At 64.7% G+C, this 23,023-nt stretch carries 24 protein-coding genes and 1 tRNA gene; 8 read left to right on the plus strand and 17 right to left on the minus strand.

Features of this window, described 5'->3' with window-relative positions:
- Positions 1 to 71: 71 nt before the first annotated feature.
- Entirely contained in the window at positions 72 to 356 is a 285-nt protein-coding gene (locus tag F6J85_RS15270) for a DUF4342 domain-containing protein (RefSeq protein ID WP_150926338.1), read from the plus strand.
- A 393-nt stretch (positions 357 to 749) separates the two neighbouring features.
- Here F6J85_RS15270 and F6J85_RS15275 read toward each other — a convergent pair whose 3' ends face one another.
- The 12 genes from F6J85_RS15275 to F6J85_RS15325 all read right to left on the minus strand — a co-directional run bounded on the left by F6J85_RS15275 (position 750) and on the right by F6J85_RS15325 (position 12,256).
- Complete coding sequence (locus tag F6J85_RS15275) at positions 750 to 1,460, minus strand: DUF1345 domain-containing protein (protein WP_191906649.1); 711 nt, start codon at positions 1,458 to 1,460, stop codon at positions 750 to 752.
- Between the two features lie 1,033 nt (positions 1,461 to 2,493).
- Positions 2,494 to 3,705, minus strand: coding sequence for an ROK family transcriptional regulator (locus F6J85_RS15280; RefSeq protein WP_150926341.1), 1,212 nt, complete (start codon positions 3,703 to 3,705; stop codon positions 2,494 to 2,496).
- Positions 3,702 to 4,724 carry a hypothetical protein gene (locus F6J85_RS15285; RefSeq protein ID WP_150926343.1) on the minus strand — a complete coding sequence of 341 codons (1,023 nt, stop codon included), beginning with the start codon at positions 4,722 to 4,724 and terminating at the stop codon, positions 3,702 to 3,704. Before F6J85_RS15285 ends, F6J85_RS15280 begins: the two co-directional genes overlap by 4 nt.
- Positions 4,725 to 5,067: 343 nt before the next feature.
- Positions 5,068 to 6,015 (minus strand): ROK family protein, encoded by a 948-nt coding sequence (locus F6J85_RS15290; RefSeq protein WP_150926345.1) that lies wholly within the window; start codon positions 6,013 to 6,015, stop codon positions 5,068 to 5,070.
- On the minus strand, positions 6,012 to 6,734 hold the full coding sequence (locus tag F6J85_RS15295) for a sugar isomerase domain-containing protein (RefSeq protein WP_150926347.1): 723 nt from the start codon (positions 6,732 to 6,734) through the stop codon (positions 6,012 to 6,014). The genes F6J85_RS15290 and F6J85_RS15295 overlap by 4 nt, the downstream gene beginning before the upstream one ends.
- Before the next feature lie 5 nt (positions 6,735 to 6,739).
- The gene (locus F6J85_RS15300) at positions 6,740 to 7,771 is read right to left on the minus strand and encodes a Gfo/Idh/MocA family protein (RefSeq protein WP_150926349.1); all 1,032 of its coding nucleotides are present in this window, start codon (positions 7,769 to 7,771) and stop codon (positions 6,740 to 6,742) included.
- A 31-nt stretch (positions 7,772 to 7,802) separates the two neighbouring features.
- A complete protein-coding gene (locus F6J85_RS15305) occupies positions 7,803 to 8,642 on the minus strand; it encodes a carbohydrate ABC transporter permease (RefSeq protein WP_150926351.1) in 840 nt (279 codons plus the stop codon).
- Positions 8,639 to 9,406: a carbohydrate ABC transporter permease gene (locus tag F6J85_RS15310; protein WP_150926353.1), complete on the minus strand. Its 768-nt coding sequence runs from the start codon at positions 9,404 to 9,406 to the stop codon at positions 8,639 to 8,641. Before F6J85_RS15310 ends, F6J85_RS15305 begins: the two co-directional genes overlap by 4 nt.
- A 158-nt stretch (positions 9,407 to 9,564) precedes the next feature.
- Positions 9,565 to 10,854 carry an ABC transporter substrate-binding protein gene (locus F6J85_RS15315; protein WP_150926355.1) on the minus strand — a complete coding sequence of 430 codons (1,290 nt, stop codon included), beginning with the start codon at positions 10,852 to 10,854 and terminating at the stop codon, positions 9,565 to 9,567.
- A gap of 49 nt (positions 10,855 to 10,903) precedes the next feature.
- A complete protein-coding gene (locus tag F6J85_RS17775) occupies positions 10,904 to 11,047 on the minus strand; it encodes a hypothetical protein (protein WP_191906651.1) in 144 nt (47 codons plus the stop codon).
- A 63-nt stretch (positions 11,048 to 11,110) separates the two neighbouring features.
- A complete protein-coding gene (locus F6J85_RS15320; RefSeq protein ID WP_150926357.1) occupies positions 11,111 to 11,302 on the minus strand; it encodes a sigma factor in 192 nt (63 codons plus the stop codon).
- A 366-nt stretch (positions 11,303 to 11,668) separates the two neighbouring features.
- Entirely contained in the window at positions 11,669 to 12,256 is a 588-nt protein-coding gene (locus tag F6J85_RS15325; protein ID WP_150926359.1) for a TetR/AcrR family transcriptional regulator, read from the minus strand.
- 100 nt (positions 12,257 to 12,356) lie between these two features.
- On the opposite strand from F6J85_RS15325, the gene F6J85_RS15330 reads away from it, so the two are divergent.
- The 3 genes from F6J85_RS15330 to F6J85_RS15340 all read left to right on the plus strand — a co-directional run bounded on the left by F6J85_RS15330 (position 12,357) and on the right by F6J85_RS15340 (position 14,657).
- On the plus strand, positions 12,357 to 13,133 hold the full coding sequence (locus F6J85_RS15330) for an SDR family oxidoreductase (protein ID WP_202980839.1): 777 nt from the start codon (positions 12,357 to 12,359) through the stop codon (positions 13,131 to 13,133).
- Between the two features lie 63 nt (positions 13,134 to 13,196).
- Complete coding sequence (locus F6J85_RS15335; RefSeq protein WP_150926361.1) at positions 13,197 to 13,640, plus strand: nitroreductase/quinone reductase family protein; 444 nt, start codon at positions 13,197 to 13,199, stop codon at positions 13,638 to 13,640.
- A 153-nt stretch (positions 13,641 to 13,793) separates the two neighbouring features.
- Positions 13,794 to 14,657, plus strand: a complete 864-nt coding sequence (locus tag F6J85_RS15340) for an alpha/beta fold hydrolase (RefSeq protein WP_150926363.1) — start codon at positions 13,794 to 13,796, stop codon at positions 14,655 to 14,657.
- 112 nt (positions 14,658 to 14,769) lie between these two features.
- On the opposite strand, the gene F6J85_RS18190 is transcribed toward F6J85_RS15340, so the two are convergent.
- Entirely contained in the window at positions 14,770 to 15,171 is a 402-nt protein-coding gene (locus F6J85_RS18190) for a phage baseplate assembly protein V (protein ID WP_275094051.1), read from the minus strand.
- Between the two features lie 809 nt (positions 15,172 to 15,980).
- A complete protein-coding gene (gene zapE, locus F6J85_RS18070; RefSeq protein WP_275094066.1) occupies positions 15,981 to 16,712 on the minus strand; it encodes a cell division protein ZapE in 732 nt (243 codons plus the stop codon).
- Between the two features lie 70 nt (positions 16,713 to 16,782).
- On the opposite strand from zapE, the gene F6J85_RS15355 reads away from it, so the two are divergent.
- Positions 16,783 to 17,304 carry a hemerythrin domain-containing protein gene (locus tag F6J85_RS15355; protein ID WP_238706979.1) on the plus strand — a complete coding sequence of 174 codons (522 nt, stop codon included), beginning with the start codon at positions 16,783 to 16,785 and terminating at the stop codon, positions 17,302 to 17,304.
- A 31-nt stretch (positions 17,305 to 17,335) separates the two neighbouring features.
- On the opposite strand, the gene F6J85_RS15360 is transcribed toward F6J85_RS15355, so the two are convergent.
- Positions 17,336 to 17,590 (minus strand): hypothetical protein, encoded by a 255-nt coding sequence (locus tag F6J85_RS15360; RefSeq protein WP_150926367.1) that lies wholly within the window; start codon positions 17,588 to 17,590, stop codon positions 17,336 to 17,338.
- Positions 17,591 to 18,285: 695 nt separating this feature from the next.
- Here F6J85_RS15360 and F6J85_RS15365 point away from each other — a divergent pair.
- Entirely contained in the window at positions 18,286 to 18,957 is a 672-nt protein-coding gene (locus tag F6J85_RS15365) for a LysE family transporter (protein ID WP_191906652.1), read from the plus strand.
- 8 nt (positions 18,958 to 18,965) lie between these two features.
- Here the strand turns inward: F6J85_RS15365 and F6J85_RS17830 are convergent, their stop codons facing one another.
- Positions 18,966 to 19,703 (minus strand): hypothetical protein, encoded by a 738-nt coding sequence (locus F6J85_RS17830; RefSeq protein WP_202980840.1) that lies wholly within the window; start codon positions 19,701 to 19,703, stop codon positions 18,966 to 18,968.
- Positions 19,704 to 19,936: 233 nt separating this feature from the next.
- On the opposite strand from F6J85_RS17830, the gene F6J85_RS15375 reads away from it, so the two are divergent.
- Complete coding sequence (locus tag F6J85_RS15375; protein ID WP_150926371.1) at positions 19,937 to 20,569, plus strand: hypothetical protein; 633 nt, start codon at positions 19,937 to 19,939, stop codon at positions 20,567 to 20,569.
- A 719-nt stretch (positions 20,570 to 21,288) separates the two neighbouring features.
- Complete coding sequence (locus F6J85_RS15380) at positions 21,289 to 22,083, plus strand: phosphotransferase (protein ID WP_150926373.1); 795 nt, start codon at positions 21,289 to 21,291, stop codon at positions 22,081 to 22,083.
- Between the two features lie 831 nt (positions 22,084 to 22,914).
- Here F6J85_RS15380 and F6J85_RS15385 read toward each other — a convergent pair.
- Positions 22,915 to 23,006: transfer RNA gene (locus F6J85_RS15385), tRNA-Ser, on the minus strand.
- Positions 23,007 to 23,023: the final 17 nt, after the last annotated feature.

The raw sequence follows: 23,023 nt of genomic DNA on the forward strand, positions 1-23,023 counted from the left end.
GCTGCGATGCAGATGCCTAGTGTCCTGACACGGCCGGATGAGCCGGTCGAAAAAGAGAAGGGAACACTCTCATGAGCGAGAACAGCCACAAGGCGTACGAGGAGTTCGAAGTCGATGCCGAGGACGCGGTCACCCGCGTTCGCGAGATCGTTCGTGAGGGCAACGTCAGCCGCCTCTTCGTCAAGCGCGATACCGGGGAGACCATCCTCGAAGTGCCACTCACGGCCGGCGTCGCTGTGGCCACGGTCGGCCTCTTCCTGGCTCCGGTCCTCGTGGCCGTCGGTGCCGTCGCGGCCCTCGTGACCCGCGTCACGATCGGAGTCGAGCGCCACGTGATCACCGAGACCGTGGCTTGACGCCCCAGCACGGATATGCGAAGAAGCCCGGACCTGCAAGGGGTCCGGGCTTCTTCGTCCTGCGCGGTCATCCCGCCTCGGCAGCCTGCTCGATGTGGGCGATCTCTCGGCGGGTGATGCCCTCCATGTAGCGCTTCCACAGCGGCGCGCTCCCGCCATCGGCGACTCAACAGGACTTGACCCGCCCCGGTGCGCGACCCGGCGTTGGGTGTCCGCGCCGGCCCTGTGCGCCGGGTTCGCACCCACACCACCGCGGGCGCGAGGACAATCATGACGGCGGGCAGCAGCGTCGTCACCGTTCCGACGCCCGCCGAGCGATCGTACGCGGCGTTGACGTCCACGTGCAGCGCGGCGTCGAAGATGATCCCAACGTGTTGACCCACGGAGCGACCGTCAGCCGAGAATCCCGCCGAACAGCAGCGACACCATCATCGCGACGATCACAGTGTTGAACGTGAAGGCGAAGAGGACGTTGATACGGACGAGCGTCCACGCTCGACGTGAGCGGATCGTCGCCGACACCGTCGCCGCCATGGTGGAGACCAGGATCGCGAGGGTCAGATAGTCGGTGAAGCGCGCATCGCCGTCGACGTTGACAGCGACGGGGACGTCGTCGTCTTCGTGCGTTGAGGCCAGGCGAAGATACTCGAGCGCGAAGGAGTAGACCATCAGCGCCCATGAGCTGGCGACCGTGAGAAGACCGAGGAGGATGAACAGCCAATCCCCCTGGAACGCCGGGTTCTGAGCGACGACGATGGTCAGCATGACGGCGACCAGCGCGCCGATCAGGGCCCAGTTCGAGGCGCCACCGTACCCGAGGATGCGGGTCCACCAGCGTCGCAGGGATCGAGTCTCTTGGCGGGCCACCGTCGCGAGGCCCCTCGGACCGCGTTGAGCATAGACGACATGCGTCCACGCCAGATAGATCGCCACGAACGCCGGCCATGCCACGAGATAGAACGCGATGAGCACTGTTGCCGGGTCGCGCTCGGCGGGGTCGTTGCGCGAGAGCACGATGAGCACGGCTACAGCGACTCCCACCACGCCAGAGATGAGCGAGCTCCAATTCGCCCTCGCCAGATCGCTCACATACCGGACCGCCACGGCACCATGGTCGCACAGGGGCGTGCCCTTCCCGCCAGCGTGGATACGCGTTCTATCGACGCGGCGTGGTGACTCCCGGTCCTCCCCGGCGGGCAAGTGGCGCGTCGGCGACATCCGGCACACCGACGTTCGCGCGTGGGTCGCGGACTGTCCTCAATCGCCGGCGCCACGGTGACGATCAGGACGTTTGGCGTACTCGCCGCGATCCTGGACGACGCGGTGCAAGACGACCGCCTCCGCCACGATCCCGCACGAGCGGGTCGTACCGACCTGCCGAAGGAGTCACATTCGAAGCATGAGTACCTGTCGCACGAGGAGTTCCTCCGCCCGGCCGCCTCCGGTGACCGAAGCTGCTGGCGAAGGGCAAGCCATTCTGCGCTTTGTTCGTTGCAGTCCGCCGCAGAGCGAATTAGCGGCCCGGCCTGAAGTCCCGCAGTCGCTGTGCAGTCTGCGCGTTCTCCGAGGTGGCGTCTCCTCCGTGAGACATCGGGATTCTGTAGTCAATCTGCGGGCGATCGGTCTGCAGCAACTCATTGTCTCAACGATCCGGAGGTATTCCCTCAGTTTTCGTCGCCACGCGCTTCGCGACCACGCGGCGTCCCGTTGGCTGCGGCTTGGCACTCCCACACGAAGTCGCCGAGTACCTAGGAGACGATCCGCGGATTGTGCGCGCTGTCTATACGCATTTCCTCGGCGAGGGCCACGGCCGCGCCCATCTCCAGCGTCTCGCCGACGCAGAAGCGGCAGAATCGGCCGACGTCACCTGGGGCCTGCACGATCCATCTGACGGGGTCGACCGGTAACAACGCCAAATCCAAACCCCGCTTATCGGGGGATTTTCTGCGGACACGGAGGGATTTGAACCCCACCTCGCATCTGGCGTCGGGCTCAGCGATGTTCGCGTTGATTCGATGCAGCTCGCGGTCCCATTCTGTGACGTTCAGCTATGTCGGGAGTCGTTCAGGTTTACGCACTTCCTACGCAACGACATCGGCGATTTGGCCACGATCGCGCTTGTCGTACTCAGGCTAGGTCAGAGCGTGACCCCGAGCGAGAACGTCGTTGCTGCGGCTGCCGCACCGAGAACCGCTGACTGGGCGCCATTCTCATCGAAGCGGATCTCCGGAGCAGACTTCAGCGCAGGCATCGCGCGAATTGCGACCCGGGCGCGCAGCTGGGCGAGGAAGCGGTCACCGGCGCCCACAACGTCCCCATGCAGGATGAAGAGGGGCACGGAAAGCGTGTGGAACAGATTGACCACACCGACGGCGACATGGTCGGCGTACTCGTCGATGATCTGCCGCGCGACTTCGTCGCCGGACCGGTCGAGTTCCGCGAGGAGTCGCGGTGTCATTTCGTGTCCGACGCTCAACTCCGCGAACGCCGATCGACCGCGCAGCCACCGCAGGGAGGCGATCGTCTCCCAACACCCGATGAGACCGCAGTGGCAGCGCTCGCCGTTCAGGTCCACCACCGTGTGTCCGATCTCAGAGCCGATTAGCGGACCGCGGTGTAGCCGCCCGTCGAGCATGATGCCGGCGCCAATTCCTTCACCGATCTGCAGGGCCGTGAACTCCCGTTCTCCCCGAGCCTGACCGAACCAGCGCTGACCGAGGGCGAGTGCGCGTGCGTCGTCCTCCAGAACGACCGTCGTGTTGAAGGCATCCGCCAGCTGAGTGGGCAGCTGAGAGCCCACAAGAGGGGGCAGAGTCGTGGAGGCTACGATGTCGCCGTCGGGATTGAAGAAGGCGGGGATGGTGAGACCGATCGCGGCGAGTCCCGCCTCGGCCGTGGACAGCGTTGCGCTTATGACCTCCAAGGCCGCATCGTCGAACCCGTCCGATTGGGTGGGGAGTGGGCTGCACTCATGGGTAATGATGTTCCCTTGCATGTCTATGACTGCGACGTCGATCCCGCCCGGCTGGATGACCACGGCACCGAAGTGGCCCACGGCGCGGAACCACAGCGGGCGGGAGGGCTTACCAGCCCGACCAGGGGTGGACTTCACCGGCAGTTCCTCGAGACGCCCCTGCTCCAGGAGCCCCGCGACGACGCCACCGATGCTTGCGCGAGTCACGCCGCTGAGCCGAGCGAGTTCCGCGCGAGAGAGCGGGCCGTGGTCGGCCAGCGACTGGAGGACGACGGCCTGATTGGCCCCTGCCACGTCCGTCGTTGACAGAAGGCCGCTGCGCGTGCGCGGGCCGAGGGACACGACACGGCCGGGCAAGTCGGTTGCACTGGTCACAGTCCGCCTATCGTGTCACTCGTCGCCTCTGTTGGGGCGAACGCGAGCCGTACTGCGGCATCTGCGAGTCGCTCGACGGTGCCGAGGGCGTATCGCGTGCTCCCTACCTCGTAGCCGTGCTCGGCGAAGGCTTCCGCAGGGGGCAGATAGCTCGGCGCCGCGTTGGCATAACCCACGAGGAGGGCGGTGTCTCCCACCCTGGCGCGAAGACTACGTGCTGTGGAGATATGCGGTTCGCCCGGAAGCGCGATGATCTGCAGCATGGGTCCCACTCGGAACACCTGAACAGGCAGGGTATTGTGGCCTCCGCGTGGGAAGTCGATACCGAGTACCGGGCTGTGCGACGCCATCAGATCGTCGATCCAGCAGGCCTGTCTCACAGCAACTGCACGCTCCCGCTCCCCCTCGGAGCGGGCACTGATCTCTGCGGCTAGGGCCACCTCCAACGCACGCCGGCTGGCATCCGGGCCGACGATAGGCTTCGCGTCCACGTCAACATGTGCGATGGTCGCGCTCATCCGGTCTACCGGCAGCATTACCGATGGCGACCCGTCGCGCACCGGCAACACGGCGTCCCTGCTCAAGTTCATGGTGAAGGCGGGCTGGGCATAACGGAGGCCGGAAAGCGCGGCGGAAGCTGCAGCGGCCCCGATCTGCTTTCCGAATAGCTGCATGTCACGCGCCGAGTGATCTTGGAAGACGGGGTTCACGTCGCCGGCAAAGCCTTGAAGGAATATCGCGGTGCCGCCGCAGAACTCCTCGACGGTGTCGCGAACGACGCCCGGGTAGTCGCGCGAATACTCAAGATTGTCCGCTGTCAAGAGGGTGGGGTGACAGGCGAAGCTAACCAGAGTCGCGATGAGCTCGCCTGTCGGCGCGACGGCTGACAGGACGGAACCAGAATCGTCTACCGGTGCGGCGGGATCTCGACGGCTTCGCGCTAGGCCTGGTGCCGAGAATTCTCCGCGCACCAGCACCGCATGCAGCGCCCCGTCCCGGGCGCGCGCGGCTGAGAGCACAGCGGCATCCGAGACCCGCTCGTAGACTGCGGCGTTGTCGGGGTGGGGCCTATTGCCGGACCGCAGTGAGTGTGTGTGGCAGTCACCATCACCGCCTCGGGCGGTACGTTCAACCGCTCGGAAATGCCGTCCGCGATCAGCAGAGTCAGCGCGACAGGCACGTAGAGAAGATCCAACGCGACGATCACGAGTGTGTCGAGGTCCTTTTCTAGGACGACAACCCGGCACTCCAGGTCGTCGAGCGTTCCCGTCGCCCCTGAGGCGCGCGCGGCGTAGCCGCCCATGATACGCCCCGGTCCGGGGGTGATTACGGCGCTGGCTGCGCCGACGAGGAGAGGGGAGGTCATCGATCCCCTACCCAGTCTTCGCCGAGAGCTCGAACCACCTCAGAGTCACGCTCGCAGATCGCCGCCGCTCCATGAAGGACGCTGTGCTCACCGAAGAGCGACCTTTCGATTGATATGCGGCTGCCCGTCTCAACGAGGAGCCGCTGCCGAAGCGGCTCAAAGAGACCGGCATGGACCATAACTCCTCCCCCCAACACCAAGACGCTCGCCTCCGATTCTCGCGAGGCATTGGCGATGGCCGTGGTGAGATAGCCGAGCGCATCGCCGATCACCGTGCGCGCACGCACGTCTCCCGCATCGCAGGCTCTGACGACATCACTCACGGTCAGTTCGTCCGGCGAGGTGAGCGGAACAGCGTCGATCCGGCTGAGTTCCGCGTAGCGACGCACGATGCTCGAACCGGATCCATACGCCTCGAGGCAACCGCGTCTGCCACAGCCGCAGATCTCAGCATCGGGCGCCTGATCAACCCGGACATGGCCGAGTTCACGGTCGCCGTTTCCGGCTAACCAGTCCAGACGACGCTCCCGGACGACTCCCATGCCGATTCCGGTCGAGATCGTCACGTACAGGCCGTTCTCATGAGCGCGGCGCGAGCGGTGGGTCAACTCAGCGACGGTCGCGGCGGTGGCGTCCCCGACCAGCTCGACGCGGCAGCCGAGCAATTCGCGCAAGCGGTCACGCAGCGGGTAATCGATGAAAGGGAGGTTCGACGCCCGACGGACCCGCCCCAACCCGACGTCCAGGTACCCTGCGCTTGCGACCACTGCGCGTTCTCCTGCACGAATCTCCCAGAAGCGAAGAGCGTCGGAGATCTGGTCGGCCAACGCGTCGGCGCCGTGCTCCACGTCCGTCGCCCAACGTCGAGAGTTCTCGGGGCTCGCCGACGACGCGGAAACGACCTTCGTTCCCCCCACGTCAACGACCGCTCCTGCTCGCGTCATCCCGCGCTCGAGCGGTCAACGTTGGCACTCGGGATGATTCCCGGGTCCTGCCCGCGCAGGAGGAGCGCGCGGGCCGTCGCGACGGTCAGAAGTTGGGCGATGAGCGCGCCGGAGATGGTCGAGGCGGAGCCGGTGGCTGCGCCGTTCGGCAGACGTATCACGGCGTCACCGAGCGGCCCGTGATTATCTATGGTCTCATCCGAATAGTCGATGAGTCGTCCGCCCCCCGGATGACGGGACACCGACGCGTCGCTGTGGGCACGAGAAACAACGGCGACGACGTAAACCCCCCGCTCCCTCGCGACCCGTGCCATCTCGACGATGGCTCCGTTTCGGCCACTCTGGGATGCGATGAGCAGGCCATCTCCCGCACCGACTGCGAACAGTTCGAGCAGTGCCGGGCCGTTCGCAGGATCACGCTCGGGCATCGAGTCGGACAGCTGAAGGTGAGCCGGCCGCGGTTCCGTTCGCAGATCGTCGAGATTCATCGACGTGAAACCCGGGAGGCCTCCGGCCCGATAGCACAACTCATCGGCGACCGCCTTGGAGTGGCCAGCCCCGAATCCATAGACGCGACGGCCACGTTCGAAAATCTCGGCGAACCGGAGGGCGACTCGGGCGATCGTGTCGACCTCCTGCGCCGCGACCGCGCGAGCAGGAGACAGCAGATCGTCGGCGATGGCGGCAAGCGCAGGACCGTCGGAGGATGCAGAGGTCATCCCGTTCACCTCTCGCTCAACGTGGTCGGCAGCAACGCGTCGTCACGGTGGGCGACCGCAACGGCGCCACCAGTCTCGAGCGCTTCGTGCAGGGCGACGAGCAGGAGGGTGTTGTCAAGCGCCTCCCCCAGCGGGTCGTCTGGACGAGCGCTGCCTTCGACATGGTCGAGGAACTGGCTCAGACGAGCCTCGGTCCAATTGTTCGTGCCGGGCTTCGTGTAGCTCGTTCGTCCCGCTACGTGAACCATCTGGTCGGACGTGTCCACGTAGATGGCACCATCCGTGCCGAGGACTTCGAAGGTGAAATCGACCGCGGAGGGTAATGAGTCCGGGAGAGTCCAAGACGATTCGTACAGGCCACTCATTTCCCGGTCGTAACGCACCAGAGCGTGAATGAGGTCATAGGTGTCCACTCCCCGTGACTTGAGCACCCGCCGGATACCGGTGGCAGTGACCTCCGCGGCCCGCGCGCCCGTCAACCACGTGGTCAGATCGAAAACGTGGCTGAGCAGGAACCAGCCAGACGACGTGTCGGCGGCCCAGCGCAGAAGAGAAGTCGGGTACTGGATGGAATTGCTCAGACGAGAGTTGATCCCGATAACCTCGCCCACTTCCCCGCGATCGATTGCGCTCTTGACGGTGGTGAAAACGGGATTGGAACGGTTGGTGAAGTTGCATTCGGCGTACACGCCCGCATCTATCGACGCCGAGCGCATTGCTCTGGCCGTCCCGGGGTCCGTCGAAAGCGGCTTCTCTACGAGTACCGGGATACCGGCCTCTATGCAGGCGAAGAACGGATCCGCGTGAAGGTGATCCGGCACAGCGATGTACGCGGCCTCCGGCTCGGTGACTCTCAGCATCTCGGCGACATCGGTGAATGCCCGCGCACCCGTTTCACGCGCCAGCGCCTCAGCCGCTTCCGGATTGCTGTCGCAAACGCCGACAAGCCGAGTGCGCCAGCGGAGGTTGCTCCGCAAAAGGGTTTCCGCGTAGGCCCTTCCCATCACTCCGCAACCAACGATCACAAGTGTGGACATGGTGCATGCCTTTCCGTGAGGGTAAGCGGGATCACTTGATCGATCCTGCAGTGAGTCCGGCTACAAGATGCCGTTGCAGAAAGAGGACGACCGCGACGGCCGGAATCAGCACGATCATGACGGCCGCACAGAGCGGCCCCCACTCGATGTTCTGCTGACCCACGAAGGTGGACACATGCACTGTGAGCGTGCGCGTGTTTCGCCCGCTCATGATGATGGGGATTAGGAACTCGTTCCACGCGAAGAGCGCCGTGAAGACCATCGCGCTCGACAATCCTGCACGTGAGACCGGCAGCACGATGCGCAAGAGGAGCGAGAGCCTGTTGCACCCATCCACCATGGCTGCCTCCTCGATCTCCATGGGCACGCTCCGGATGAAGGAGGCGAGCACGAGTGTCGCAAAAGGCGTCAGGAAGGCGGCATAGGTGATCACCAGCAGGAGCGTCGTGTCGTAGAGCCCCGCGGCCGCGACGACCGAGTACAGCGGAATCAGGAAGACGATGCCCGGGACTGCCTGCGCCAATACGATGAGCAGCACGAGGAGGGGGCGGCCGCGCGGCCGCAGGCGCACGAGCGCGTACGCGCACGGAAACGCTGCTGCCATCGTCAGAAGGGTCGCAAGCAGCGTGACGACCGCGGAGGTGCCTAGCGAGTTCAAGAACGCGCCCGACGTGATCAGATCCGTGTAATTGCTCCAGATGGGCCGCTCGGGAAGCAGAGTGGGAGGGTACGACTGCGCCTCCCTGTTGGTCTTCAGCGAGGTCAGCGCTGTCCACAGCACGGGCGAGAGCGCGGCACACGCAGCGATCACGAGGGCGACGACCCGAAGCGCCTTGCCGACGCGAGTTCGCCTCGTCCCGGTCCGGCTCATTCCCGCATCATTCTGTTGAAGAACCAATAGAAGGGCATGGCGATCACGGCCATCGCTACTGCGATCGCGCACGCTCGTCCGATCTGGAAGTTGACCATGGATTCCTGGTACGCGAGCATCGAGAGATTCACCGTGCTACTGCCAGGCCCGCCGCGGGTAATCGTGAAGACGAGGTCGAACATCCGGAAGTCGGCGGCGACGCGAAGCGCTGCGCACACGGCGAGAACCGGCGCGATCGACGGCACGGTGATCTTCAGCAGCGTGCGCCACCAGCCCGCTCCGTCGATGGCTGCAGCTTCGTAGAGATCACCGGGAACCCCGAGCAGCGCCGCCAGCATGAGCAGCGTGACGAAGGGGATGTTGATCCACGAATTCACCGTGACAATGAGGCCGAGGGCGCCGACGGGATTTCCGAGGATATTGGGCTGCCACGTCTCGTCGACGAGGGAGGCGAACCATCGGATGGCGCCCAGGTCCGGGTCGACGAGAAAGCGCCACATCAGGCCGACTGCCATTGGGGTGAGCATCATCGGCAGAGTAATGAAGGTGCGAAGTGCTGCCTTTCCCATGAGCGGTCGAACGAGCAACAATGCGAGGCCGAGACCGATGGGCAACTGGATGACAACGCTGAGAACAATGACCCCGACCGTGACCATGAGCGCCGACACGAAGTCGGCCGTGAAGACTTCGGTCAGATAATTCAGGAAGCCGACGCCCTCGCGCGGTCGGGCCGACACGAGGTTCTCGTCGGTCAGCGAGGCCACGACGGCTAGTACGAGAGGTACGCCCACAGCGAAGAGCAGCAGAATCAGTGCAGGCGCGGTGAAGGCCAGTCCCGTCCACCGATCACGGGATTCGCGTGCCCTGCGTGGGCGCCCCTTTCCTGAAGGAACGCCCACGCCGGCGCGGGAATCAACGAGGGTCAGCCGCACTCGGTGAGGCCCGCCACGATGGACTCAACCTGGGCCTGTGCCGACGCAACAAGCTCGTTTGCGGACGTCTCGTCGGACGCGGCTTCGTTGAGGCTGACGGAGAGTGCGGTGATGATCTCGGGCATCTGAGTGATGTAGGGAAGGTGGCCGCCTCGCTCGGACGCCTCGATGAGGGTCGGAAGGTACGGCAGTTCGTCGAGGACAGCGGGGTCGTCAAGCAGAGACTGGCGTGCCGGCGGCGGGGCGCCCTCTTCGATGAGGCGGCGGGTGCCGTCCTTTCCGAGAGCGAACTCGAGGAACTCCCAGGCAGTATCCTTCGCCGCGGACTGCTCGCCGACTCCGATCAACCACCCGAACATCAGCGTGCTTCCGTCCTCCGTCATCGGGGGAATCGCCATCGCGCCCTTGCCGGCAACCGACGACTCGGCCGAGTCGTTGATCGTGGACCAGTAGCCCGTTGCGTTGATCTGCTGTGCGACCTGGTCCTGAGCGAACGCCGCAGTCATCTCATTACCGCCCCCGTTCACCACCGACGCGGGCGTCGTGTCGAGAAGGCCGAGGTACGCCTCCGTCGCAGCAAGCGCCTCCGGGGAGTCCAGCGTCGGCGAACAGGTCTCGGGGTCGAGCAGCGCTCCACCGTGCAGGTAGATCGACTCGAGCCAGTAGTACCCGCCGATCTGGGCTCCGAAGCCTGAGCCATTGCCGTCGATACCGGACGCTTCGAGTGCGCGGGCATTTGCGGTGTAGGTCTCCCAGTTCGGCTCGGGCGTCAGGCCGAGTTCCTCAAAGAGGTCACTTCGGTACCAGAGCACGTATGGCTCGGTGGAGAGCGGAACACCAAAGCTCTTACCGCCGTACTGCCCGTACTCGTTCACCTGCTCGGAGAAGTCTGCAGCATCGTATTCGCTCGACGAGTCGATCCGGTCGGAGATGTCTGCCAACGCGCCCGCTTCCGCCAGAGCCGCGAGCATGGGGCTGTCGTACTGAACGATGTCGAAACCCTGTCCCGACTGTCTCGCACCCAGGAGGACCTGCGATGCGAGCTGGTCGTACGGGATGTCCACGAACTCGATCGCGACGCCGGTCTCGGCCTCGAAGTCCTTCGCAATGGACTGGAGCGCGTCCGCGCTCGGGCTCGACGAAATCGCAATGGTCAGCGCGTCAGCGTCGGCACTCTCGCCCGTTTCGCCAGAGCCACCGCAGGCAGTGAGCACGAACATGAGCCCGGTCGCAGCAGCGACTGGACCCGTGATGCGCCGACGTTTATTCAGTTGGTTCATCGCTGCTACTCCTTGGGTGGGAAATGTAAGAGACCGCTACAAATGCACATTACGCATCCACGCGAGCCGAACGCAACCCTTTTTCCGAGCCGGACCGTGCTGCACCACGCAGCCGAACCGGGCCGTTGTTCAGCAGCGCGCCCGCTTGGTCGATCAGGTCGGGACCGATCTGAGCGGCGAGGTCGGCAGACATGCCCCTCCACGCAATCGCTTCCAACCTCGTGTGCTTGCGCATCAGACCGGTGGCGATGCCCAGCTACCATGGACGCGCCTTGAGAGCGGCTGGGTCGCACGAGGCTCGCCGCTCGAAAGCGATTAAGAACGTTTCGGACATGACGTCGTCAGCGGCATCGTCCCCGAGTCGCTGCGCGACGTAGCGATAGACAGCTGTGGCGTGACGGTCGTACAAAGCCGAGAACACAGCGGGTTCCCGGGCAGAGTTCTCCATCAGCTCGTTATCGGGGCCCACATCCTCGATTCCCGACCGTACGAGGAAGCGGCGCGGGCATACGGAGCACTCACGAGCCCGGCTGATTTCGACTGCATCTACGCCTATAAGCTCCCTCTCCCCTAGGGAGGCTCTGGAGGCGTGGAAAATCTGAGCAGGGCCCGGCTCTTCGAAAGCATCGCCCTCACGGAACAGCTCGCCGGTCCCCTCCCATTCGCTGGTTGACCGCCGGTTGTCTGGGAACCGCTTCTGAAGGGATCGGCCAGCGAGGCAAGTGATGGGATGGCGCGCGCCGTCCACCCTGCGTTCACCGCTATGTGACGGTTATCCGACCACAAGTTTGCGGTTGCCTGTGTGCCGTCCTCGTTAGCGACGGTGCCCGGAGAACGCCCCGCGCACCGTCACTACGAGAGCGCTCTTGCGGCGTGCGTGCACCGTTCCGGGTTCGTCCGCGCTGGCTGCGACGAGCGCGCTGGCCGGGGACCATGCCATCGACATGGCTGTAACGATCGAGAGGATGTCATCGGCGTCGAGCTCGGGGTCGATGTTGCCGGACCTCTGGCCTTCCCGGATCGCGTCGGTCTTTCCCCGGTTGTGGTCGTTGCCGTCGTTGTAGAGGTCGCCGACTGGGTGGCGTTCAAGGCGTGCCCAGGTGGTGAGTCGGACGATTTCCGGGTGGGCGAGGTACGCGTCGTACAACTCAGCCGCATAGCCCGGCAGGTCGTCTCCGCGAAGCGGAACGGAATTGATCATCCAACCGATGTGCTCGGCATAGACCGCGTCGAAGAGCGCGTCCTTGTTGCCGAAGTAGCTGTACATCTGGGCCTTGTTGGAGTTCGCGGCGGCAGCGATCCGGTCCACCCGCGCTCCGGCGATCCCATAGCGGGCGAATTCCGTGGAGGCGGCGTCGAGGATTCGCCGCATCGTGGCTTCACCCTTGGTCGTCGTCGTCATCCGCTCAGCATAACTACTAACTAGTCCGTTGACATGATGGCCGGCGAGAGCTACGTTCGCATACGAACCAGTTAGTAGTTTTTGAGGGTTGAGGAACATCATGGAGACCGTTCTTATTACCGGAGCAGGCAGCGGCTTCGGCCGCCTGACCGCACTCGATCTCGCGCGCCTCGGATATCGGGTGATCGCTGGCGTGCAGATCTGGCCGCAGGCCTGGCAGCTGCGTCAGGAGATCGCGGCAGCAGGTCTGGAAAACATCGAGGTCATCAAGCTCGACCTGTTCGACGAGATTGATGTCGCTCACGCCCTCCGTTACGACATCGACGTCTTGTTCAACAACGCCGGCGTCGCCCACAGCGGAACGCTGACGGACCTCCCGATGTCCCGCCTTCGGGCGAATTTCGAGTCGAACGTGTTCGCCCCGATGGAACTGACTAAGGGCTTCATCCGACGGATGGCCGCGCGGGGCAGTGGAAAGATCGTGTTCAACTCCTCGGACGCCGGCCTGCAGACTCCACCCTTCGGCGGCGCGTACAGCGCGACGAAATACGCCATTGAAGCAATTGCCGCGACTCTGCGCGAGGAGCTGAAGCCCAAGGGGATCAGTGTGGCTACGGTGCAGCCCGGGTTCTACCTGACCGGCTTCAACGACACCGCGCTCGAGGCATCCACCTATTGGTATGACCCAGAGACGGCCATCCTGCCGGGTTGGGAACCGCCGTTCACCCTGGTCGGGCAGGAAGACCCGCAGAACATGGTCGACGTGATCGTCAAGGTCATCACCGGCGAGATCACCACATACCGCAACGTGTTCCCGCCGTCGATGGAGCACGAGACCCGTGAAGCGCAGGCCGCCGAATGGGACCTCACGGTCTAACCACACACCATCCTCCGCCCTGGATCGGTCCACGGCGGAGGATGCGAGGCACGAGGGGAAATCATGCCCACCACCACCGAGATCCTGAGCGCGCTGAACATCAGCCGTGATTCCACGGCCTGGCAGCGCACCGTCGACATCACCACCATCGGTGCCCGGTCAGGGAAGCCTCGCCGGATCGAGATTTGGTTCCATCGCGTCTATGGCCGGTGGTACCTCAGCAGCACCCCCGCACGCCGCGACTGGTACTCGAACCTGCTGGCCAACCCCGAGTTCCTCTTCCATCTCAAACACGGCATCCGTGCCGACCTTCGGGCGACCGCCCTGCCAGTCACCGATCCCGCGCAGAGGCAGCCAATCTTCGAGTACATCGTCGACGACTTCAACCAACCCCACAATCCCGCCATCGTTCGACAGCCCCAGCACGTCGAGGACTGGATGGCCGGGAGCCCGCTCATGGAGATTGTCTTCTCCGACATCCCCACATCCACGAAAACCCTCACGTGAGCGTGAAGTTGCGCTGGGTTGGGCGGCCGCTTGCGGTAGTCGAACACTGCCGATCTCGCCCGATCGCTCACTACGTCCTGCTTTAGTGCAGACGCCAGCAGCCCCTTAGCCGGTCGACTACCGCGCAGTCTCGAACACCGCCACACTGGGGCGATGGTGGGCACGCGGCTCGTTTCGACGAGCGCAGGGGCGGTGGAGATCCTGCACGTGCCCGGGGACAGGTCAGCGGTGCTGTTCTTCCCCGGTGGTCATTGCCGCGCGGCCACGGACTGCGGGCGGAGCTTGTATGCCGGGTTGGGCCACGAGGTGGTCTCGTTCTCACGTCCCGGCTATGGCGGTACCCGGGTTGGCCGGCTCACCGCTGCGGAGTTCACCCCTCTGGTGGGGGAGGTGTGTGAACAGCTCGGGATTTCATCGGTCGCTGCCTCTGTGGGGGTTTCGTTCGGGGGACTGCAGGCGGTGCACGTCGCTGCTGGCGGCGGGCCGAGCGTGCAGCGCCTGATTCTTCACAGTTGCGCGCCCTCGACCAAGCAATACCCCGACACCCGCGCAGAGGCGCTCCTCGGCCCGGTGGTGTTCTCGCCTCTCTTTCAGGGTGCGGTCTGGGGCTTGGTGCGAAGTGTCGTGCGGTCCGACGCCGGGTTACGAATGATGTTGTCCCAGCTATCGAACCTCCCCACCAGCCAGTGGTGGGATCAGATGAGTGTGGCCGACAAGGATGAGGCCCAGAGCCTGTTCCGTGCCATGCGCTCGGATTCCGGCTTCACGAATGACCTGCGCCAAGCGCATCCCCGCGGGGCTGACGCGCGGCGTAAGGCGATGTCAGCCGTAAAGTGCCCGACCATGGTGACGGCCTCCAGAAGCGACGGTGGGGTGTCGTTCACCCATGCGGAGGACTTCGCGCGCGTCATCCCCGACGCCGACCTCGTCGAACTCAGTTCCCCAAGTCACCTCTTCTGGATCGGCTCGCAGAAGACCCAACTGATGTCGACTCTGCATTCCTTCATCCAAGATTGACGGCTGGCACCCAGCGTCCCCTTCGCGATTAAACCGCGCCGGCGTCCCGCCCGGAAGCCGGTCGCTGATCGAGCGACGGTTCCGATACCAACGAGCTATCCGTTGACGACCATCAGCGCGCGCGGAAGTGCTCGCGGACGTCGTTGGCTTGCTCGGCCGTCAGGAGCCAGCGTGAGTTCGGCTTGTGATCCGGGTAGCGTCTGCGCAGGTACTGACGCACCCTGCGGCCTGGTCGCTGGCCGTCGTCGTGGCCCAGCTCCGCACCGAGCTCAACCGCCGTGATGAGTGAGGGCTCTCGCACGTGTCCGATGATGACGGGAGTTGCGGAGTTGCCGCCTTCGTACATGACCCACACGCCATCGCCTTCTCCCGGAGCCACGGCGCCTGCGCCGCCCAAGGGGATTAGCAGCTCCGCCCACTGCGCATGGGTACTCACGTCGGGGATCCGGACGTTGACTCTTCCTCGCCCGGTGGGATCCTGACCTGGCCTGACGATTCCACGGTGAAGCGACATGCGCTCAGTATGGCGTGACCCCACGAGCACGAAACCAGGGTCAGTGACCGCTACGAGCGAGTAGCGGGTTCGAGCCCGTTGTTCGATAAGGCCTGCCCGAAGCCCGGTCCGCTTCCGCGCGCCCCACTTCTCATGGGGTGACTCATAACAATCGCGACCGAGGTGCTCGGATACCGTGCCCGCAGACGCGCCCGATGAGGGTGCCAAACCGGCCGCTTCATAGCTGCGTCGCAGCGGACGCCACCCGGGGCCAGCAACCGCGCCTATTCGCGTCTCACTCCGGACTCAAAAGGGACGCAAGGCGCTACAAAAATAGCAATCCATCTGGGATTCTTGGCGGAGACGGAGGGATTCGAACCCGGCCCAGGGACGAGCGCCCAGGGTCGCTCATGGTGATCCACCTTGATTCGACGCGGTTCGCAGTCACGTTCGACGACGTTCAGAGAGAGTCAGAATCGCTCAGGCTTACGCGATTCTTACGCACACCGTGGGGCCGAGACGCGGCGCACGGGACGTACGTTCGAGGCATCCGCCTATGCACCCTACCGCGCGAGCTTTGTGGGCATACAAGAGTTCTCGCGGGATGACTGCGGGCCGCAAACGTGGTCCGTATCGAAACCGGGTTTCGGGCGATCAGGTTCCGGGAGTGAGTTCGGGACGGCCATCGTCTGCAAGAGCCGCAGGCGGCTCGCCATGCGGAAAGCATCGGGGCGCTGGGAGGCGTCTTCAAGGAAGCCGTCGAGGTCGACGGCGGCGAAGAAGTCGACCGGCATGTTCGCGTCGACGAGGACGTCGACGAGGTTGATGAATCACTGTTGCGCTTCTGGGTCGGCGGCGCTGAATCGAGGGATGTCGGCCACCGCCCAGCGGGTGAAGTCGCGAGCCCATTGCAGGTATTCCACCGTCGACGTGGGGGTGCGGCAGGGCTGATCGAAAGTCGCCGTCAGCTCGCCGCCGCCTGTTGACGTCACCACGAAGGAGCGCCCGTGGACAGTGACGCTGTGCGGCGCGAACGACGTGAACGGGTGTAGGCCCCTCGACCAGATGCCCGCAGCGAAGCCGCGTGAATGGTCGTCATGGGTCGTCCGGTAGTCAGTAGGGCCGTGAAGCGGCAAGACGTCCATGTTGGCCTTGATGAGGGCGATACCGGGCTCGAAGATGTGATGCCAGCTCGGGTTGGGCAGGAGGTCATCGGGTGCGTAGTTGGACGTGGCCAGCACCGTCAGTTCTCGTGCGAAGACGTGATCGAGCAGTCTGGTCAAGAGCCGAGCGTCGCCCGAGTCGTGCACGTGCAGCTCGTCGAAGAAGAGAAATCGGCTGCTGCCGGTGACGTCATCGATCGCGCGCTCAACGGCGTCGCGCTCGCTCCTATGTAACTGTGGATGCTGCGATGCAGAAGAACGAGCGGTCCCACCATACCCAGTCCGGCTACCTCGTACGCGCCAGCAACGGTTGACGGCATTCTCCGACGCTGCGCGGTCGGAACGCTGGAGCCGGTCGCCTGATGCTAGGTTGTCGGCAGCGTCGCGTGCTGGTGACAGACCGTGTCAGGCATGGAGGCGTGGGACACGTAGGAGGAAGACATGATGATGTCGACCCCTCCGCCCTCACGTGGCTGAGGGCGAGAACGCCGGGCAGCAGGCCCGAACCGATGAGTCGGATGCAGGCGTGCGCGAGCGTGCGCGATTGATCGCCTGGGCGGATGAGCTACGACGGGTCCATGACCGGTTGCGCAGAGCTCTCCAGGTTGCACAGAAGGCGGCTGCGGCCGGGCGCGGTGCCGAAGCCGCAGGACGTGAACTCCTGCTCTTCTGCCATGGGTTCTGTGTGGCGCTGACCGGGCATCACGAAGGCGAGGACCGGGAGCTATTTCCCGCCATTGCCGCAGCACACCCGGAGTTGGGCGACACACTTCGGTACCTGCAGCAGGACCATTCGATGATCGCCCACCTGGTGACTGGACTCGAGTTGTCCCTCGTCCGGCCGGGGACGCCAGCGGACCTGGCCCTGCACCTGGAAGGGGTCGGCGCGATCATGGAGAGCCACTTCCGCTACGAGGAACGGCAGCTCCTCGAGGTGCTGGATGCCCTGGTGCTGGAGGCGGATCCCACGCAGGTGCTCGGACCGCTATGACCCCGCACGGTGGGGCAGCGCCCTCCGGGACTCATGTCCATCTGAACACCTTCACCGCACCGACCGCTGTGATCAATGCCCACAGGGCCATGACCAGGAACGGGGTGAGGGAGCCGGAACCCGAGTACCAGGCCCCGGTGAGCGCCTGCGTGATCGCCCCCATCGGCGTCAGGGCCGAGACCACTCGGATCGGTTCCGGCATGAGCGGTCCTGGCGTCCACATCCCTAGCGTGAACATGCACGCCATGACCACGAGCAGCCCCAGACCGGCGATCACAGATCCCACCCGCCATCATCGCCCCCACGCCGGCACCCAGGACCATCGCCGCGAGCGCCGGGTTCGCGGGCTGCAGGGCATCGAACGCGACCAGCGCAAAAAGCAGAGCAATCACAACTGCCCCGACAAGCGACAGCCCGCTGACCACCCGCTGCCCAAACAGCAGACGCTGGGCTCCGACCGGGGTGACAGCGAGTCGACGAAGCACGCCGGTCTCCCGGTATGTACCGACGGCCGACGGGTAGTTCGTGATCGCGACGCTCGCCACCGCCACCGCGATGGCCACTGGAACGAAGAGTCGATGGGGCGAGGATCAGCGACCGTGCGTTGTTACCGCCGATGGGCTCCATGGCGCCTGGGACCACGAAGGGCTTGCAGCAACAGAGCAGAGAGGGAAGCAGCAGCGCCATGAACACGCCCGTCGGATTCCCTCAGGAACAGCAGAACCTCGACTCTGGTCCGCGCATTCAATGCGCGCATGTCAGCGACTTCCTTGTCGTCGGTGGGCTCGAGAAGCGTCATTTCTTCGATCGCAGACAGCGAAGGATTGTCGTCATCCCCCGCGTTACACGATGTGATCCGAGTGAGTGCCGCTCGTGCGGCGCATCGGGTGGCTCAGTGTAAATACAGGGGTGACAGCCGGGGGGACCATGGTCTACGATCGACCTCTGGGCGCGCAGTCCGCACAACGGGGAGATGCGTCGATGAACGATACCCTTCTCCTCGCTGCCGCGGCGGGCCTGGCTGCCGGATTCGGCGTCGCGATCCCGCTCGGGGCGATCGGGGTGCTGATCCTCCGCGAGGGGATCGTCTCAGGATTCGCCCGGGCTTCTGCGGGAGCAACGGCGGTAGCGCTGGTGGATGCGTTGTATTGCGCTGCGGCTGTCGGCGGGGGGAGCGCGATCGCGGCATCTCTGCGATCGTGGGGCGACACTCCGATCTACGTGTCGAGCGTGGCGCTCGTCGCATTCGGCGGCTGGCAGCTCTGGCTCACAGCACGGCAGCGCGGCGGTCGGCGAGCGTCCTCTCAGCCGCCCCGTCCCGATATCCGTCCGGCCCGGTCCGTGAGCATCTTCGTTCGCTTCTTCCTGCTCACGGCCGTCAATCCGCTGACGCTGGCCTACTTCCTTGCACTCGCCGGCGCGCAGTCGGCGAAGTGGTCGGGAGTCGAGCCCCCGCTCGTTTTCATCGGGGCGGTCGCCGCCGCGTCGGTTGCATGGCAGTTGATCCTCGCCGCCGTAGGCGCCCTCTTCGGCGGAAGCATATCCCCACGTGTCGTGGAGGTTCTCGGCGTCGTCGGCTCCCTCATCGTCATCGTCCTGGGGTGCAGCCTGATCCTCGCCGAAGCCATCCGGCCGGCAAGGAGCGGTTCCTGATCAGCGCCTCACGTCGGCTGCGATTCGCGGCCGTCGATGTAGGCGGCGATCATCTCGCCCCAGCCATCGATCATCGCCTCGAAATCCTCCTCCGACATAGCCTCAATGGCAGCATTGCCGACGGAGGTCAGCCCGGTGAACTCATAAGCGACTTCCACCTCGCACGTCCCCGCCCCAACGGGCTGGACGGCGACCTCGACGATCCCGGATCGTGATGCAGGCGTCACCCTGATGTAGCGGGCGCGCCCACCGACGCGGTCGAAATCCGCAACCGTCCAATACGTCTTCTCCAGGTCCGCGCCCGTGGTGAAGACCAGCCCGGGACGCGTCACGCCATCGACCGGATGAAGGAACGTCGGATCCCAACCCTCGGCCCAGAGCAACTCGCCCTGCGGCGTGAAGAGCTCCACGGCGTCGATGGCGGCCAGAGGGAGAGCGATCCGGTGTGCGAATCGGCGGTGCGAGGCAACGAACGGCGCACCATCTTCCGGGACGGAGTTTGCGTCCGCGAGTCGGTGGCTATGTGAGGCATCCAGGTCGAGGCCATAGATCATCTTGAGGCGGGCGACTGCCTCCAGGGTCTCCTCCGAGAAAGGTTGCACCCCATCGAAGGCGTGCAGGGCGAGCCCCTCGATGAGATCGCCGAGCGTGATATCGCGAAGTTCCGCCACCGCCTTCATGACCTTTACGAGTCTCTTCTCGAGCCGCACGCCGGTCTGGACGCGTTCAACATCAATGTTTTTCATGATCCTCCCTTGCTCCCTTGCTACCTTAGTACCAAGGTACTCAGGTACGATAACACACTAGCGCGCGGTGACTCTGATATTCGATGTGGCTGTCGGATGGCGTATCTGGCCGAGAACCGAGCCAATGTGCGCAGGGATTCACGGCAGATCGCTGACAACGACGAAGGGACGCACCGATGGTGCAAACAAGAACGAAGGACCGGGTGATCTCGTCGCGGGGGTACCGATGGATCATGGTTGCGGGGGCGGTCCTCACCGGCGGCGCGCTGTTGCTTATGTCGCTGCTCCCGGGTGCACCATCGAACGCGAGCGAGATGGCAGCGTGGGTCGAGAGCGGCGACTCACTGCTTTCGTGGAGCGACGAACTGCTGTTCTTCGCGATCATCTGCTGGGGAACCGCCGCCCGCGGCCTCTTCCGCATCAACAACGTCGGTTCCTCCGTGCGGACGACGGTCGGTACAACGGGTCTCGCGGTCGCGCTCGTCGCACTCGTCGTCCTGCTTCTCGAATTGGGGCGCCTGGTTTACCCGGTGTATCGAATCCGCCTATCCGGAGAGGCTATGGCGCTGGTCGTCAGCGAGGCGTTCGGCGCCCTGCACCTGGCGGTCCTGGGGTTCACCGTTGCCGCGGTGGCGCTCAGCTGGTCGACACCCGCCGGACGCATCGGCCGAGCATTCGGCATCCTCACCGGGGTCGCATTCGCCCTCGGCTCGTTCCCGTGGCTGACACCGAACTGGTGGAACTCAGTGGTCGCTGCAGTTGTCGCCGCGTGGGGCGTCTTCCTCGCGTTTGCGACCGTGACCGGTACGCAGCACGCCCGCCCCGCAAAGGATCCCAGGAGCAGCAGCAGCGCGTCTCGTCATTAAGAACCAAACCCCGCGTCCCGCGGGGTTCTTCTAATCAGGGTGGACGACACGGGACGTCACGCCACGCTCATACCCGCCGATCGAACGGCGTGATCCGCCTCCGATGCCGGGCATCGAGACCTAGGAAGGACCTTGGAGATGATTCTCGCGCTTGCCATCGCGGCGCTGTGCCTCGCCGGCTTCATCGGAAGCATCGCGGCCTGGGTACGCGGGTCGCCAAGTCGCCTACCCACCGTCCCCCATTACGACACCCGTCGCCCGCTGCCTTGATGCCTTACATCGCGGAGCCCAAGACTTCCGGATCCCGACAAAGATGAAGCCCCCGACCTGGCGAGCCGCTATCGACCACGTGCGCGGCCCCGTTGCCTAGTGGTGAGCCATTGGATGCGGGGCTCGATCGTCGGGAGAGCGCCGTGCCGGTGCGATGGCACCCTGGCTTCCGTCTTCAGCTGGCGGAATTGGCTCGGCACGCCAGTTTCACGGCCGACAAGTGATCGAGGAAGGCATTGCCATCGCGCAGGAGGGCGAGCTCACGCCGAGGATCATCGGCGACGCCGCCCGCTGAGGAAGACCGGATCCTCAGGTGCTGAAGGCGCTCTGGGACCGTTTCGCGCGTTTCGGCCCCCCTGGGAGCGATCCGCAACCGCCAGTGCAGATGTAGCGCGCGCCAGGCGTTGATCACCATTCGTGCGCCACCGACGTATGGCTACGCTCTGCGCATGGATATCGAGGAGTTACAGGGTGGCGTTGCGAACTTTGGCCAGGTGATTCGCGTAGGCCCGCATGTGCGGCGCCCGCTTCCCCCGAACGCCGCGACGCTCCACGCATTGCTGCGCTACCTACGCACCCACAGCCGCGTCGAGGCACCCGTCCCGGTCGCGATCGACGGGTCCGTCGAGGTGGTCGAGTACCTGGTGGGGGATGTCGCATTGTCGCCGCGCCCGAGTTGGGCAGGTACCGAGGGCGCGCTGGTTTCCGTCGCCCGGCTGCTGCGCATGTTCCACGACGCCACCGTGGCGTGGCGAATCCCTGCCAACGCGACCTGGTCCAGTGCGCTTGCTGACCCGGCAGGCGGTCCCGTCGTGTGCCACAACGATGTCTGCATCGAGAACGTTGTCTTCCGTCGGGGGAAGGCCTCCGCGCTACTGGACTTCGACTTCGCCGCTCCCGGCCGACGTGTATGGGATGTCGCGCAAACTGCCCGCTATTGGGTTCCCATCACCAACCCGGATCACCCAGCTGCCGCGAGCCTCGGCGTGCGCGATCCGATTGGCCGACTGCGACAGTTCGTAAATGCCTACGGCCTCGACTCTGACGATCGCCGCGAGTTCGTCGGTGTGCTGCTGGACGCTGAGCTCGGGGCGCGCCGCTTCGTCGAGAGTCAGGTCGCCACTGGGGCCCCGGGCTTCGTCGATCCGTGGACCGAAGACGCCGCCCGTCGGTATGACGGAAAAATCGCATGGATCCAACGGCATTCGGACGCGATCACTGACGCCATGATGAGGCCTCACTGAGCGCGACCCTCCTGACTATTCGCGCAGGGGGTGCACAAATCCTCGCTATCGCTGCCCACCGTCAGCGGGCACCGGTTGGGATGCTTCAGCAGGAGTTGCGCGACCGCCGACCTGATCCGTGTCAGCGTAGAACTCAACCAACGGCCCTGGAGACGCTCGACTGGCAGGCCGCACGCCATTTCGCTACCTCTCAGGCCACGGCCTGTAACGACGATCACTGGAATCCGACCACCAGAACTGGGGAAATTCTCGCTGAGCGCCGTCAGCAGCTCGAGCGCCAGAAATGAGCCCCACCGAAAGTCGGACCACCCGTAACGGGTGCCGTTCTTGCTTGACATTGCCCCCGCGTCATGGGCGATCGCGAGTGAACGCAGCCGACCGCCACCAACCCGCCCGCTGGATGGGAGAATCCGATTGACGCCTTGGACGAGGAGATGCTCTTCCTCCCCTTCCCCGTTCCCTTCGTCGAAGTGCGAGCGCCGCTGCTCGTCGTTGAGGAACTACTCAACTCCCCGTCGATGAATGGGCAGAGCTTGCGGCAGGCGTCGGGGACGAACAACAGCGCGCCAACGCATTGAACGCGACACTCCGCCACCACGTCGCATCCCTCGTCATCCCTGCTGTTGATTCCCATCGTCGCCAGTCCGTGCGCTAACGGTGGAGACCGAGGGATAAGCTCCCCCGGTCTCCGCAGGGAGGATCCGCGGAATCACGCGGCCCAGCAGCCACTCGAACCGGGTGCAGCCGCAAAATGCGTAAGAACCTTTTCGCAGATCTTGCGCAAATCGGCATCCTGGTCGACCCTAAAGTACATCTGACCAGGGGTTTATTTGGCGGAGACGGAGGGATTTGAACCCTCGGTCCCCTTACGGGGACTCCACCTTAGCAGGGTGGTGCACTAGGCCTGACTATGCGACGTCTCCAGGCATCCGACGCCGAA

Origin of the sequence: Microbacterium lushaniae (genome assembly GCF_008727775.1) — a bacterium.
Lineage (GTDB): Bacteria > Actinomycetota > Actinomycetes > Actinomycetales > Microbacteriaceae > Microbacterium > Microbacterium lushaniae.